Below are 13,440 nucleotides of genomic sequence, written 5' to 3' on the forward strand. Positions count from 1 at the left end.
TCGTGCTGCGGACGGGTCGGACGACGGGGCGGGGTCAGGCCCACGCCAAGGTGATCCTGTTCGGCGAACACGCCGTGGTGCACGGCGCCGCCGCCGTGGCACTGCCGCTGGGTGATCTGCCGATCCGCGCCACCGCCACCTGGCGGGACGGCCCGCTCACGCTGGCCAGCACCCTGTTCACCGGGCCCCTGGCCCAGGCGCCCGCCCTGCTGGAGGCGCCGATCGCCGTCGTGCACGCCTGCCTGACCGCGTTCGACCTACCCAGCGAGGGCATCGCGATCGAGGTGAGCGGGGAGATCCCCGCCGAGCGCGGGCTGGGTTCCTCGGCCGCGGTGGCCGGGGCCCTGGTGACGGCGCTCGCGGACCTCGCCGGGCGGGAACTCTCGGAGGAGGAGTACCTCGAGCTCGTGGCCGTCGGGGAGCGCGTGGCACACGGGCGACCCTCCGGCCTGGACGCCCGGGCCACCGCGGCGAGCGGACCGCTGCTGTTCGAGGCCGGCGCCGCCCGCGTGCTGGCCAGCACCCTCACCGGTGTGCTGGTCGTGGCCGACTCCGGGGTGCACGGCCGCACCCGGCAGGCGGTCGCGAGCGTCGCCTCGTTCCTGGAGCGACACCCCGTGCGGGGGGCCACCCTCGTGGCGGGCCTGGGGGCGCTGGCGCACGGCGGCGCACGGGATCTCACGGCGAACCGGCCGCGTGCGCTGGGGGAGAAGATGTCCACCGCACAGGGGATGCTGCGCGAGTTGGGCGTCTCCTCGCAGGAATTGGACGCGCTAGTGGATGCGGCTGTGGCGTCCGGGGCGCTCGGCGCGAAACTCACCGGCGGCGGACAGGGCGGCTGCATCATCGCTCTCGCCGAGGACGAGCTGGCCGCCGTGCGGATCGACGCGGCCGTGCGGGAGGCGGGCGCCGTCGCGACCTGGTGGCACCGGCTCGGACCCGTGACCCCGGACAACGATCGAGCGGAGACCTCATGAGCGCGGTCCGCGCCGTCGCCCACGCCAACATCGCCCTGGTGAAGTACTGGGGGAAGCGGGACGCCGCCCTCATGTTGCCCTCCGCCTCCTCGGTCTCCCTCACGCTGGACGCGTTCTATACGACGACGTCGGTGGGCTTGCACGAGGGTGATGCCGACGAGGTGAGCCTGGACGGCGCGCCCCTGACGGGTGGCGCCCTGGTCAAGGTGGAGCGGTTCCTCGACCTCGTGCGCTCGCAGGCTGCCCCGGGGGTGGCGGGGCGCCGCGCCCGCGTGGCCTCCCGCAACGACGTCCCCACCGCCGCCGGGCTGGCCAGTTCCGCCTCCGCGTTCGCCGCCCTCGCGGGAGCCGCGGCGGGTGCCTACGGCGTGGCGCTGGACCGCGCGGGGCTCTCCCGCCTGGCCCGGCGTGGCTCGGGGTCCGCCTCCCGGTCCGTCTACGGCGGCTTCGTGCAGTGGCGCGCCGCGGCCGAACTGCCTCCCGCCGAGGCCGATCTCGCCTCGGTGGCCGAGCCGCTGCCCTCCTCGCCCGATCTGGACGTCGCGATGGCCGTGGTGGTGCTCGCCGCCGGTCCCAAGGCGATCGGCTCCCGAGAGGCGATGGCGCACACCGTGGCGACCTCCCCCTACTTCCCCGCGTGGGCCGAGCACACCGAGCGTGATGCCGCCGCGGCCTGTGAGGCGATCGCGGCCGGTGACCTGGAGCGGCTCGGGGAGATCACCGAGACCTCCGCGATGCGCATGCACGCCACGATGCTCGCCGCCGCGCCGCCCGTGCGCTACCTCGCACCCGCCTCCCTGGAGGTGCTCGACGCCGTCGCCGCCCTGCGCGCGGCGGGCACCGGGGCGTGGGCCACCATGGACGCGGGCCCCAACGTCAAGGTGCTGTGCGCCGCGAGCGACCTGGAGGCCGTGGTCGCCGCGCTCGCCGACGGTGGCCGGCGCACCGTGCTGCGCGCGCGTCCCGGCCCGGGGCTGCGCGTGGAGCGCGAGTGACCACCCCCGCCGGGCACCCGGGCGTGGTGGCGAGCGCACCCGGGAAGCTCTTCCTCGCGGGCGAGTACGCGGTGGTCGAGGCCGGGCAGCCCGCCGTGCTGGTGGCCGTGGACCGCCGGCTGACCCTCACGGTGCGCGAGGCCACACGCGAGGCCGATCTGGTGGGCGCCCGGTGGGCCTACGTCGCCGCCGCCCGCGATGTGGTCCGCGCCGTCGCCGCGGCGCACGGGCGCACCCTCCCGCCGTGCGAGGTCTCCACCGTCAGCGGGTTGGACGACCCGCCGACGGACTCGGGGCCCGCCCGCAAGTACGGACTCGGGTCCTCCGCCGCGGCGACGGCCGCCGCCACGCTCGCGTTCGCGCGGTGGGCCGGCGCCTCCAGCACGGCGGGTCTGGATGAGCAGGCCTGGATGCGCGCGGCCCTGCTCGCCACGCTGCGGGTCAACCCCGCTGCCTCGGGCGGTGACGTGGCGGCGGCGGTGCTGGGCGGATGGGTGGAGTACACCTCGCCGGACCGCGACTGGGTCGCGCGACGCCTCGGGGCCGGGGCTCTCGACCCGGATGCCGTGATCGACCTGGTGACCGGTCCCTGGCCCGGGCTCTCGGCGCGGCGACTGGCGCCCGCACCCGATTCTCCGGACCACCTGCACTGCGCGGACGACGGGGAATCGGCGGCCGGTCCTCCCACCCTGCCCGAGCTGCGGGTGGGGTGGACGGGGGCGCCCGCCTCCACCGTCTCCCTGGTGGCGGCGGTGCGCCGGGTGGGGACCCCGCCGTCGTTCCTGGTCGATTCGGCCGCGGCCACCGGTGATCTGGCCAGCGCGCTGAGCGCGAGGGACACCGCCGCCGCGCTCGCCGCGGTGCGGCGATCCCGGGAGGTGCTGACCGGGATGAGTCGCGAGGTCGGCGTGCCGATCGAGACCCCGGCGCTGACGGCGCTCACGGACATCGCCGCGGCTCACGGCTGGGCTGGCAAGTCCTCCGGTGCGGGCGGCGGGGACTGCGGGATCGCGCTGGGGGAGAGCGGCGCACGAGACACTGAGATGCTGCAGGAGTGGCGCCGCGCCGGGATCCGGCCGCTGCCCGTCCGGGTCGCGCCAGGCGCGAGGATCGAGGAGGACGCGAGATGAGCGAGAACGAGGCCCAGGCCGAGAGCCCCACCTCGCAGCGCAAGGACGACCACATCCGACTGGCGCTCGCCCAGCACGCACCCGAGCGGCCCCGCGACTACGACCACGTGCGGTTCGTTCACCACGCCCTCGCCGGCGGCAGCAGCGCCGCCGTCTCCCTGGCCTCACCGGCCTTCTCCTGGAGCGCACCGCTGTACGTGACGGGCATGACCGGCGGCACGGCCCGCGCGCACGAGATCAACCGCGGCATCGGGATCCTGGGTCGGGAGACCGGAATCGCGGTGGCGTGCGGCTCGATGGGGATCGTGCTGCGCGAGCCGGAGACCGCGGCCTCCTTCACGGTGCTGCGGGAGGAGAACCCGGACGGGTTCGTGATGGCGAACACGAACGCCAACGTGACCGGGGCGCAGGCGGCGCGGATCGTGGGGATCATGGGCGCCGATGCGCTCCAGGTCCACATCAACGCCCCGCAGGAGATCGCGATGCCCGAGGGCGACCGCGACTTCACCGCGTGGCGGGACAACATCGCCGAGATCGTCGACGCCGTGGAGGTGCCGGTGATCGTCAAGGAGGTCGGTGCCGGGCTCTCCCGCGGGAGCATCGCCGTGCTGCGGGACCTCGGGGTCGGCGGCGTGGACGTTGCCGGGCGCGGGGGCACGGACTTCGGCGCCATCGAATCGGCACGCCGGGCGGGTGGGGCGCGGTCCTACCTCGCCTCGTGGGGGCAGTCGGCCGTCAGCGCGCTGGTGGACGCCGCCGGCCTGGAGGGCGTGGGTCCGTGGGGTCGGGACGCCGCCGGGATCGGGACCCGCGGCGCGGGTGCGGCCGGCGTGCTCGGCTCCTCGGCGCCTGCCCCGGTGGACGAGCGGGTGGCCCTGCTGGCCTCCGGCGGCGTGCGGCACCCGCTCGACGTGGTGCGGGCGCTGGCACTCGGGGCCGATGCGGTGGGCGTGGCCGGGCAGTTCCTGCAGGTCCTCGTGACCGAGGGCCCCAGCGCCCTCGTGGACACGGTGCAGGAGTGGCTGGAGGAGATCCGCGACCTCATGGCCCTGCTCGGGGCTCCCGACATCCGCGCGCTGCGCCGCACCGACGTGCTGCTCAGCGGCCCGGTGCGGGAGTTCGCCGAGCTGCGCGGCATCGACGCGGCGGCCTACGCCCGCCGCAGCGCCTGGTCGCAGGTGTAGCGCGCGCGCCCTGGCGGCCGCCGCGCAGGCACCGTCCCACGGCGCCCCACCTCGCGGACGGCGGATCGCCTTCGCCTGCGGCGGATACGCGAGTGCGAAGCGCGCGGGGCCGCGCGTTGTCGCAGGTCAGCGCGTCGCCGTGAGTTCACACCCGTCGCAGATCCGCCGTCCGCGAAGGTGATCCGCCGTCCGCGAAGCGGCGGTCCACGCCGATTCATCCACAGGCGCTGCCCGACGGCGAACGACCGGCGACGATCTCGGCCACCCTGGGCGGATGGAGCCATGCGAACGGGTTCGAGCACTCGGCGGTGCCGCGAGGTTCTCCGACATCGGTGCCTCGCGCCACCACCTCCGGGTCCTCGTGGAGGAGGGCCGCCTGGATCGCCCCGCGCGGGGGTGCTACGCGCTCCCGGGTGCCAGGCCTGAGGTGGTCGCGGCGATACGGGCGGGTGGTGTGGTCTCGTGTGTCTCGGCCCTGCGACTGATGGGCTTTGACGTCCCCGGGAGGGACACGGGCCTGCACTGCTCCGTGCCACCTGGTCGGGGCTCGCGAGCCCGGGCCCACGTGCACCGGCTCCATCACGAGGACGTGACCGCTCTCGCCGGGACCCGCGTGGTCGGCGGCGTCCACGCCGCGGCCCGTGCCGCGACCTGTCTGCACTACGACGACGCGGTGGCGCTCCTCGACCACGTGTGCCGACCACGGCGTGGACGCCCGCGCATCGCGCTGGCGCGGGTTCTTGCCCTGGTCGCCGCTCGCGAACCCGCACGCGCGCGGGCGCTGGCCATCGATGTCGACACCGCCAGCAGGAGCTTTCGCGAGACCGAGGTCCGCCTCGGCCTGCGCCGTGCGGGCCTGCGAGCGGCCACCGGCCTGGTGCTCCCGGGCGTGGGCGAGGTGGATCTCCTCGTCGAGGGTGTGGTCGTCGCCGAGATCGACGGATTCGCCTACCACTCCGAGCGGGCGGAGTACGTGCGTGATCGGCGGCGCGATCGCTCCGCCATCCACCTGGGTCACCCGACCCTGCGCTTCGCCTACGAGGACAGCACGGTCCCGCGCGTGCTCGGGTCCGTGCAGGGCGTTCTGGCGGCCAACCCCGAGCCCCTCCCGTTCGCGCCGCGCGTTCCAGCGGACGTGCGGGTGCAGGTTGCTGCGATCCGGGCCAGCGCACTGCGCGCCGAGAACCGGCGCTGTGCGCGCGGCCCCGCGACGCAGCGATGACGACGGGAGTCGCGAGCATCGGCCCGGTGCGCGCTGCGCTCGCGGAGGGCGGACCGCCTTCGCGCGCGGCGGGTGCGTGCGCGCTCCGGGCTGCCGCGTGGGCATCTGTGCAGGTCACGGCGATGACGCGGGTGGCCGGGCCTCACAGAACCGCCGCGCGCGAAGCCGATCCGCCGTGGGCGAAGGGAACCCGGTCGGGGGTGTCGGGGGGTCGGGGTGGGGCTCTGAGGCGCGGGGGGCGACGGCGTAGGGTCGAGACGTGAGCAGCACGAACCCCAGCAGGTGGGAGCAGATCGTCCAGGCGAACCCCGACCACTCCACCTGGTACATCGAGCGGTTCCGGCAGATGGCCCAGCAGGGCAAGGACCTGGACGGCGAGGCCCGGATGATCGATGCGATGCTGCCGCGCGGCTCGCGCATCCTGGACGCCGGGTGCGGACCCGGCCGCGTGGGCGGCTCCCTCGCCCGCCGCGGTCACACGGTGGTGGGCGTGGACGTGGATCCCACCCTCATCGCGGCGGCCGAGGCCGACCACCCCGAGGTGACCTGGCTCGTGGGCGACATCAGCGAACTGGACCTGCCGGACCGCGGCATCTCCGAACCGTTCGATGCGATCGTCATGGCCGGGAATGTCATGACCTTCCTCGCCGAGGGCAGCGAGGCGCAGACCCTCGCCCGGTTGCGTGAGCACCTTGCCGCGAGCGGCCGCCTCGTGGTCGGCTTCGGCGCCGGTCGCGGCTACGCCCTGGATGACTACGCAGCGCACGTGCGCGAGGCAGGGCTGCGCGAGGACCTGCGCCTGGGGACCTGGGACCTGCGGCCGTTCGGGCCCGAGTCGGACTTCCTGGTCTCGATCCTCACCCGGTAGCGCGCGCCGCGGCGAGTGACGCGACGGCGCTACCCGACGGCGAGTGAGGCGACGGCGCTAGACGACGGCGCGGACCCGTCCCACCACGGCGTCCCCGCCCGCGAGGTCGAGCCCGAGGTGGGCCTCCACCTCGTCCACGGCGGCGCGCTCCAGGGCACCGGCCTGCACCAGCAGCTCCAGCGCCACCAGGGAGGCCGGCCGCATCGAGCCGTCCAGCACCTTCACGGCCACCACGTGCCCGCTCGGGGCTGCCATCACGGTGACTCCCTCGGCACCCTTCTTGGCCACGGTGCCGAGCGACTCGATCACGATCGTGTTCTCCCGGCCGGAGCCGTCGATGGTCCACGGGAAGCGGCGCACCGCGTCCATGCCGCGCGCCGCGCCCGCCAGCAGCGGGTCGTCGGAGGTGAGCGACGCCGTCGCCGCCCACCGCGTGGCCCGCGCGAGGCCGTGCAGTGAGATCGCGTGCACGGGGGCGCCGCAGCCGTCCACACCCGAGGCCGCCACGTGCTCCTGGGCAGCGGCCTGCAGGGCCTGGACGATCGCGACCTGCAGCGGGTGCTGCGGATCGAGGTAGGTGCCGATCGGCCAGCCCTGCGCCACGCAGGCGCGCAGCATCGCGGCGTGCTTGCCCGAGCAGTTCATGAGCACCCGGGCCGGGACGCCACCGGCGGCGGCGTAGGCCGAGCGGGACCGGCCGTCGCCGGGCCATGCGGGCGGGCACTGCAGGTCGTCCACCTCCAGGCCCACCTCGGTGAGCATCCGCTCCACCATCGCCTCGTGCCGCGGTGTGCCGCCGTGGGAGGCGATGGCCAGACCGGCCGCCTCGTCGCGGGCATCGGCGCCGAGGGACTGGGCCACGGCGCCCTGCACCGGCTTGATGGTGGAGCGGGGGAAGATCGGTGCCGCCACGTCCCCGAGCGAGCGCGCGACGGCGCCGTCGGGGTCGAGCAGGATCGCGGCGCCCAGGTGCCGGGACTCCACGAATCCGGAGCGTTCCACCACGGCGAGTTCGACGGCGTCGGCGGGCGCAATGGTCTGCGTGGCGCTGGCGGTGGCGGAGGGCGCGGGGGAGTGGCTCACGCCGGGCCACGCTACCGGCCCGGAGCGGGAGTGGAGGCCAGGCCGGGCGCTACGTCTTGGATCCGCTGAGCGCGAGCGCCCCGCCCAGGCCGATCATCATGGTGCCGCCCGTCGCGCCCATCGCCGAGACCCGGCGCGGGGACCGAGCGAACCAGGTGCGCGCCGTCCCGGCCGCCAGCGCCCACGCGCCGTCGCACACGACGCCGATCGCCTGGAAGATCAGCCCCAGCACCAGCAACTGGGCCCAGACCGGCCCGGCGGCGGGGTCCACGAACTGCGGCAGGACGGCCACGAAGAATGCGATCGTCTTCGGGTTGGTCACCCCGACCACGAACGCCTGGCGCAGCAGCGCTGCGGAGGTCGCGGGGGTGCGGGTGGCTCCTGGCAAGTGAGCGTCGCGGTGCCGGATCGCCTGGATGCCCAGCCAGATCAGGTATGCGGCACCGACGAGTTTCACCGCCGTCAGCGCCGTGACGGATGCGGCGACGACCGCCCCCACGCCGAAGGCCACCGCGAGGATCGCGGGCAGTGCCCCGAGGGCGTTCCCGAGCACGCTCAGCACCCCCGCGCGCCGACCGTAGGCGATCGAGCGACCGACGATGAACAGCACGCTCGGCCCGGGGATCAGGATGAGCACCACGGAGGCGAGCACGAAGGTCAGCAGGGTGTCCACGGGGACCATGGCAGCAGGGTACGCCCAGCGGCGAGGGCGCCCCGGAGCCGTTCCTCAGAAGAGGGTCTCGCCGATGTAGCCGCCCTCGCGGCACCCGGGCGGGATCGCGAACACGGCGGAACCGATCGGCGTCGTCCACTGGTTCAGCAGGTCCAGCTCGTCGAGGCGCTGCTGCACGGGCACGAACTGCGCCACCGGGTCGGCCTGGTACGTGGTGAAGATCAACCCGGAGCGCGAGGTCTCACCCGGGCCCGGGGTCTCGTCGTAGTTGTACCCGCGCCGGTAGAAGCGCTGGGAGGTGTCAGCCGATCGTGCCCGCCGGATGTGCGCCTCCGCGGCGATCACCGGGAACCCGAGCGGGCCGACCGCCTCGAAGTCCGGCTCGTCGTGCTCGGCGACTCCGGTCAGCGGCGCCCCGGTCTCCAGGGTGCGGCCCACCGATTCCTCCCGGCCCTCGCGGGCGAGGTCATCCCAGGTCTCCATGTCCATCGCGATCCGCCGGATCACCAGTGACGTCCCGCCCGCGAGCGGCCCGTCGGCGATCCACACCAGGTCGGCGAAGTCCTCCGTGCCGGGGACCAGATTCACGGTGCCGTCCACCTGGCCGAACAGATTGCGCATGGTGCTGCCCTGCGGCCGGCTGCCGTAGGCGTGCCGGAAACCGTGCTGCTGCCACCGCTGGGTGGCGAAGGAGCGGGCGCTCTTGAGCAGCGAGCGGGTGGCGTGCGCGATCGTGACGGGGTCGTCCGAGGCGACCTCGATGAGCAGGTCGCCGTCGCTCCACTCCGCCCGCAGCGCGTCGATCCCGAACGCGGGCAGCGGCGCCAGCCAGGCGGGCGATGCCGCCCCGGCACGTTCGAGCAGGCCGGGCCCGAACCCGAAGGTGATCGTGAGCCGCGAGGGGTTCTGCGCGAGTTCGGGCTCCATGTCCGCCAGCGCGCCCCGCCCCTGGGTGAGCCGCTCGGCGTCCGAGGTCAGCAGGCGCATGAGACGGCCCAGTGCCTCGGCATCCACGCCCTCGTGCAGGTCCAGGGCGAGGTAGGTGGAGTGGGCCTGTGGGCTGACGCTCACCCCGGCCTGGTGCGCACCGTAGAAGGGGACGACGGCGGAACCTCGCAGTCCCGCCGTGTCCTGCGTGGGCTCGGCCGGGCCGGAGCCGGTGGTGTCGGCGGGCTTGGCAGGACTGGCAATGGCGTCGGCGCCGAGGGCGATGGCTGCGCCCCAGCCGGCGGCGGCTCCCCCGAGGAGGAACCGCCGACGGCTGGGACCCCGCCGTGCATCGTGGTCAGCGGGGTAGGACATCAGTGGTCGTGGTCGCTGTGGTCGTCGCCGTCCTCGTGGTCATGGTCCATGTCCATGTCCTCACCGGCGTACTCCTCATCGGCGCCGGTGAACTCCCGGGCAGAGGTCACGAAGGTGACGGTGGAGCCGTCCTGCAGCTCCAGGGTCACCTCGACCTCGTCACCGGGAAGGATCGGCTCCGTCAGGCCCATGAACATCAGGTGGTTGCCGCCCGGCTCGAGGAGGAGCTCCCCACCGGCCGGGATGGTGAACCCCTCGACCTGCTGCATCATCATGCTGTCCTCGCTCATGACGGTCTCGTGCAGCTCCATGGTGGTGGCGGCCGGGGAGGAGACCCCGATCACCTGGAGGTCGGCGTCCGTGGGGTTCACCAGGGTGCCGAACGCCGCCGTCATGCCCGTCTCGGCCGCCTTGGTCCAGGCGTCCTGGAAGGTCAGGGTGGCGTCCGTCGCCTCACCGGCGTCATCGGTGGACTCGGTGGGCTGCGCGGACTCGGTGGTCTCGGTCGCCTCGGCGCCGTCGGCACTGGACTCGCCGGAGGAGCAGGCGGCGAGGGTCAGTGCCAGCAGGGCGGCGCCGGCTGTGGCGGTCACGTGGCGGGTGCGAAGGAGGGTCATGTCGTCTCGATTCGGGTTGTGCGGTGGCGGATGCGCCGGACCGCGAGGATGAGGGCAAGGGCACCGAGGCCCGCGAGTGCACCGCCGCCGCCGACCACGAGGGTGCGTGCGAGGGGCGGGAGCGGGCCGATGGTGCCCGTGGCCGCCTGGGTGGCAGCCGCGTCGGAACGGTCGTCGGACTGGTCGTCGTCGTGGTCGCCGGAGGGTGGGGGGTTTGCTGTTGCCTGACCAGAGGCCTCCGCCGGGCCCGTGTCGGGCTGCGCCGTCGGCCGATCGCCGACGTCACCCACGGAGAAGGGGACGACGCCCGAGACCGGGTGTCCGTCGGAGGAGACGATGCGCCAGCGCACGTCGTAGAAGCCGTCCTCCAGGTCTGCGACCTCGACCCTGACATCGGGGCCGGCGATCGTGATCGCACCGGCGTGATCGGCGCCGTCGAGGTCGGTGACCATGACCGTGGTCCCGATGTCCAGGGCGTCCCCGGACATCGTGAGGACCACCTCGGCCGGCGGCGTCGGGAGTGCTTCCCCGGCGGCCGGAGTGGAGGCGATGAGCTGGTCGTGGGCAAGGCCGGCGGGGGCGAGCACGAGCGAGGCCGCGGCGAGGACGCCGAGGCCGAGGGTCGTGCGCACCGCCCGCCACAGGCGTGCGGGCATGGCTGCTTCTCTCGGGAGGACGCCCGGAGGGCGTGAGGTCAGGCGGTCAGCAGCACAGCGGGTGGACCACGGCCCGGGCGCGTGCGCACGAGTAGCGCACCGGTCAGCATCACGGGCGGCGCCGTGGGGATCGTGGCGCCGGCGTCGGGGGTCACGGGCCGCCAGGCCCGCAGCAGGCGGAGGACGGCGAAGGGCCGGGTCAGGCGGGCAGCGGTGCGCAGGAGCACCTCGCCGTGGTGCAGGGCCGCCGCGGTGATGCAGGCGGCCGCGACGTGTGCCAGCAGCATCGGCGCACTGGACTCGACCTGGTGAGCGGTGTGGGAGGCGCCCGCAGCATCGAGTGCCGCGCGGATGCCCGCCGCGGTGTGGGCCGCGTGTCCCGACGGGGTCTGCTGGGCGGCGGACGGGCTCGCGGTGCCGAGGGAGAAGGTGAGGTGGAAGAGGCCCTGGGCGGCGCTCGCGGCGAGCATCGCCGGTACCAGGCGGGGGCGGGGCCCGATGAGCGCCGAGGCCAGCACCCATGTCAGCAGCAGTGGCAGAACGACACCGAGGGGGCTCGCCATGCTGCCGCCCGCGAGAACGTGGGCGGTGAGTGCGACGAGGACAGCGAACGCGGCGACCGCGAGGCCGCGCAGTATCCGCACACCGTCCATCGACACAGTCTGTCAGGTCCGGGCCTTGCCCGGCACCCACGCCCGCCGGTCGGGATGCGGGCGGGGCTCAGGGAGCCAGGAGGGTGTCCACGTGGGCGGACAGAGCGGTGTGCGCCTGCGCGGCGAGTCCGTAGTAGGCCCATCGGCCGCGTTGCTCCCGGGTGAGGATCCCGGCGTCCACCAGCACCTTGAGGTGGTGGGAGACGGTGGGTTGCGCGAGGCCGATCGGCTCGGTGAGATCGCAGACACAGGCCTCGCCGGCGCTCGCGCTCGCCACCAGGGAGACCAGCCGAAGGCGCGTGGGATCGGCGAGGGCCTTGAAGACGGTGGCGAGTTCGGCAGCGTGAGCCGCGGGCATCGCAGTCGTGGTGCCGCAGCAGGAGGGGGCGCTCCCCGATGTGGCGGCTGCGACGGTGGTGCCTGCCTCGCGGCTCGGTGCGGCGGTCATCCCGCCATCTTGCCACGTATCGACGGTCATGGATATAGTGATCGAATTGATGTACGTCTATATGAGGAGCGTGTGATGGTCCGTCGGGACGAACTGCCCGTGGTCGTGATCGGAGCGGGACCCGTGGGTCTGGCCGCCGGGGCACACCTGCGTGAGCGCGGCCTGGAGGTCGTGATCCTCGAAGCGGGCCAGGCGGCGGGCGCCGCCGTGACCGACTGGGGCCACGTGCGCCTCTTCTCCCCGTGGCGGTACAACATCGACGCCGCGGCGCGCCGCCTGCTCGACGGTACCGGTTGGGTCGAGCCCGACCTGGAGGAGAACCCCACCGGCGCCGAGTTGGTCCGCGACTACGTGGCGCCGCTGGCTGCGACCGCCGAGCTCGCGCCCCGGATCCGGTACGGCCACCGCGTGATCGCGGTGACCCGGGAGGGCGCCGACCGCACCCGCTCCCTCGGCCGCGAGCGCCGTCCCTACCTGGTGCGTGCCGTGACCGCGGCGGGTGAGACGGTCGACGTGCGTGCCCGCCACGTGCTGGACGCCTCCGGTACCTACGGTCAGCGCAACCCCGTCGGCGACGGCGGAATCCTCGCCCCGGGCGAGGCCGACGCCCGGGCGCGCGGCGCCGTCGTGGGTCCGCTGCCCGACGTGCTCGCCGCCGACCGGGAACGGTTCGCAGGTCGCACCACCCTCGTGGTCGGCATGGGTCACTCGGCCGCCAACACGCTGCTGTCCCTCGTGGAACTCGCCGAGCAGGCCGAGGGCACCCGGATCCTGTGGGCCATCCGCGGCGGATCCGCCCGCCGGCTCTTCGGCGGCGGCGCGGACGACGAACTGCCCGCCCGCGGACTTCTGGGCACCAAGCTCAAGGAGGCCACCGAGTCCGGTCGCCTCACCCTGATGAAGTGGGTCACCATCACGCAGATGGCGCCCGAGGGGGAGGGCACCCGGGTGCGTGGCCTCGCCCGTGAGGAGGCCTTCGAGGTCACGGTCCACTCGATCGTGGACGCTACCGGCTTCCGGCCCGACCTGGACATGCTGCGTGAGGTCCGGCTCGACCTGGACGCGGTCGTGGAGTCCCCGTCCGGCCTGGCCGAGCTCATCGACCCGAACCAGCACTCCTGCGGCACCGTGCCGCCGCACGGTGAGCCGCTGCTGCGTCACCCGGACGACGGCTTCTATCTCGTCGGGATGAAGTCCTACGGGCGTGCGCCCACCTTCCTGCTCGCGACGGGGTACGAGCAGGTGCGTTCCGTGGCCGCGGCGCTCGCCGGTGACAGCGAGGCGGCGGGCCGGGTCTCCCTGAGTCTTCCGGCGACCGGGGTGTGCTCCACGGACCTCGCCGAGGAGGCGGGGCAGGCCGAGGCGGACGCCGCGGGCTCGGGTGGCTGCTGCGGCGGCACCCCGGAGGCGCCCCGATCCGAACCGCAGCCGGTGGGCTTCGCCAGCGGCGTCCCCCACGGCCGTTCACTGGACCTGCTGACCTGAGATCACGCACTGCGACCGCGGCAGTATCGGCGGTGACGGAGGCCCCGCTCGGATGATCCGAGCGGGGCCTCCGTGGTGTCCGGCTCCCTCTCACCACGACGGCGCGGGCGCCGGTGCCCAACCGCTCGCAGTCCGAGGTGGCCAGGG

At 74.3% G+C, this 13,440-nt stretch carries 14 protein-coding genes; 7 read left to right on the forward strand and 7 right to left on the reverse strand.

Annotation, left to right across the window (positions count from 1 at the left end; translation table 11 throughout):
- Positions 1–2: 2 nt before the first annotated feature.
- From mvk to ATL40_RS01830, 6 genes are all read left to right on the forward strand, one after another.
- Entirely contained in the window at positions 3–977 is a 975-nt protein-coding gene (gene mvk, locus ATL40_RS01805) for a mevalonate kinase (protein WP_098468053.1), read from the forward strand.
- Complete coding sequence (mvaD, locus tag ATL40_RS01810) at positions 974–1,972, forward strand: diphosphomevalonate decarboxylase (RefSeq protein WP_098468054.1); 999 nt, start codon at positions 974–976, stop codon at positions 1,970–1,972. The genes mvk and mvaD overlap by 4 nt, the downstream gene beginning before the upstream one ends.
- Entirely contained in the window at positions 1,969–3,102 is a 1,134-nt protein-coding gene (locus ATL40_RS01815) for a phosphomevalonate kinase (RefSeq protein ID WP_169925853.1), read from the forward strand. The genes mvaD and ATL40_RS01815 overlap by 4 nt, the downstream gene beginning before the upstream one ends.
- Positions 3,099–4,286 carry an alpha-hydroxy-acid oxidizing protein gene (locus tag ATL40_RS01820; RefSeq protein WP_098468056.1) on the forward strand — a complete coding sequence of 396 codons (1,188 nt, stop codon included), beginning with the start codon at positions 3,099–3,101 and terminating at the stop codon, positions 4,284–4,286. Before ATL40_RS01815 ends, ATL40_RS01820 begins: the two co-directional genes overlap by 4 nt.
- A 589-nt stretch (positions 4,287–4,875) precedes the next feature.
- Complete coding sequence (locus tag ATL40_RS01825; protein ID WP_143556837.1) at positions 4,876–5,508, forward strand: hypothetical protein; 633 nt, start codon at positions 4,876–4,878, stop codon at positions 5,506–5,508.
- A 259-nt stretch (positions 5,509–5,767) separates the two neighbouring features.
- Complete coding sequence (locus ATL40_RS01830) at positions 5,768–6,376, forward strand: class I SAM-dependent methyltransferase (protein ID WP_245866589.1); 609 nt, start codon at positions 5,768–5,770, stop codon at positions 6,374–6,376.
- 57 nt (positions 6,377–6,433) lie between these two features.
- Here the strand turns inward: ATL40_RS01830 and ATL40_RS01835 are convergent, their stop codons facing one another.
- The 7 genes from ATL40_RS01835 to ATL40_RS01860 all read right to left on the reverse strand — a co-directional run bounded on the left by ATL40_RS01835 (position 6,434) and on the right by ATL40_RS01860 (position 11,808).
- Complete coding sequence (locus ATL40_RS01835) at positions 6,434–7,459, reverse strand: asparaginase (RefSeq protein WP_098468058.1); 1,026 nt, start codon at positions 7,457–7,459, stop codon at positions 6,434–6,436.
- 49 nt (positions 7,460–7,508) lie between these two features.
- On the reverse strand, positions 7,509–8,141 hold the full coding sequence (locus tag ATL40_RS01840; RefSeq protein ID WP_098468059.1) for a LysE family translocator: 633 nt from the start codon (positions 8,139–8,141) through the stop codon (positions 7,509–7,511).
- 45 nt (positions 8,142–8,186) lie between these two features.
- On the reverse strand, positions 8,187–9,434 hold the full coding sequence (locus ATL40_RS01845; protein WP_098468060.1) for a Dyp-type peroxidase: 1,248 nt from the start codon (positions 9,432–9,434) through the stop codon (positions 8,187–8,189).
- Positions 9,434–10,051 (reverse strand): copper chaperone PCu(A)C, encoded by a 618-nt coding sequence (locus tag ATL40_RS01850; RefSeq protein WP_098468061.1) that lies wholly within the window; start codon positions 10,049–10,051, stop codon positions 9,434–9,436. Before ATL40_RS01850 ends, ATL40_RS01845 begins: the two co-directional genes overlap by 1 nt.
- Positions 10,048–10,707 (reverse strand): copper resistance CopC family protein, encoded by a 660-nt coding sequence (locus ATL40_RS14930; RefSeq protein ID WP_169925854.1) that lies wholly within the window; start codon positions 10,705–10,707, stop codon positions 10,048–10,050. Before ATL40_RS14930 ends, ATL40_RS01850 begins: the two co-directional genes overlap by 4 nt.
- 38 nt (positions 10,708–10,745) lie before the next feature.
- A complete protein-coding gene (locus tag ATL40_RS14935) occupies positions 10,746–11,360 on the reverse strand; it encodes a hypothetical protein (RefSeq protein WP_169925855.1) in 615 nt (204 codons plus the stop codon).
- A 67-nt stretch (positions 11,361–11,427) separates the two neighbouring features.
- Entirely contained in the window at positions 11,428–11,808 is a 381-nt protein-coding gene (locus ATL40_RS01860) for an ArsR/SmtB family transcription factor (protein ID WP_245866592.1), read from the reverse strand.
- A 75-nt stretch (positions 11,809–11,883) separates the two neighbouring features.
- On the opposite strand from ATL40_RS01860, the gene ATL40_RS01865 reads away from it, so the two are divergent.
- Complete coding sequence (locus ATL40_RS01865) at positions 11,884–13,293, forward strand: NAD(P)-binding domain-containing protein (RefSeq protein WP_098468064.1); 1,410 nt, start codon at positions 11,884–11,886, stop codon at positions 13,291–13,293.
- The last annotated feature ends 147 nt before the right edge of the window (positions 13,294–13,440 follow it).

Source organism: Serinibacter salmoneus, assembly GCF_002563925.1.
In the GTDB taxonomy this organism is placed as follows: domain Bacteria; phylum Actinomycetota; class Actinomycetes; order Actinomycetales; family Beutenbergiaceae; genus Serinibacter; species Serinibacter salmoneus.

Coding starts and splice junctions, on each gene's coding strand:
- ATL40_RS01865 (WP_098468064.1), top strand. CDS start 11,884: ATGGTCCGTCGGGACGAACTGCCCGTGGTCGTGATCGGAGCGGGACCC.
- ATL40_RS01840 (WP_098468059.1), bottom strand. CDS start 8,141: ATGGTCCCCGTGGACACCCTGCTGACCTTCGTGCTCGCCTCCGTGGTG.
- ATL40_RS01820 (WP_098468056.1), top strand. CDS start 3,099: ATGAGCGAGAACGAGGCCCAGGCCGAGAGCCCCACCTCGCAGCGCAAG.
- ATL40_RS14930 (WP_169925854.1), bottom strand. CDS start 10,707: ATGCCCGCACGCCTGTGGCGGGCGGTGCGCACGACCCTCGGCCTCGGC.
- ATL40_RS01850 (WP_098468061.1), bottom strand. CDS start 10,051: ATGACCCTCCTTCGCACCCGCCACGTGACCGCCACAGCCGGCGCCGCC.
- ATL40_RS14935 (WP_169925855.1), bottom strand. CDS start 11,360: ATGGACGGTGTGCGGATACTGCGCGGCCTCGCGGTCGCCGCGTTCGCT.
- ATL40_RS01845 (WP_098468060.1), bottom strand. CDS start 9,434: ATGTCCTACCCCGCTGACCACGATGCACGGCGGGGTCCCAGCCGTCGG.
- ATL40_RS01860 (WP_245866592.1), bottom strand. CDS start 11,808: ATGACCGCCGCACCGAGCCGCGAGGCAGGCACCACCGTCGCAGCCGCC.
- mvaD (WP_098468054.1), top strand. CDS start 974: ATGAGCGCGGTCCGCGCCGTCGCCCACGCCAACATCGCCCTGGTGAAG.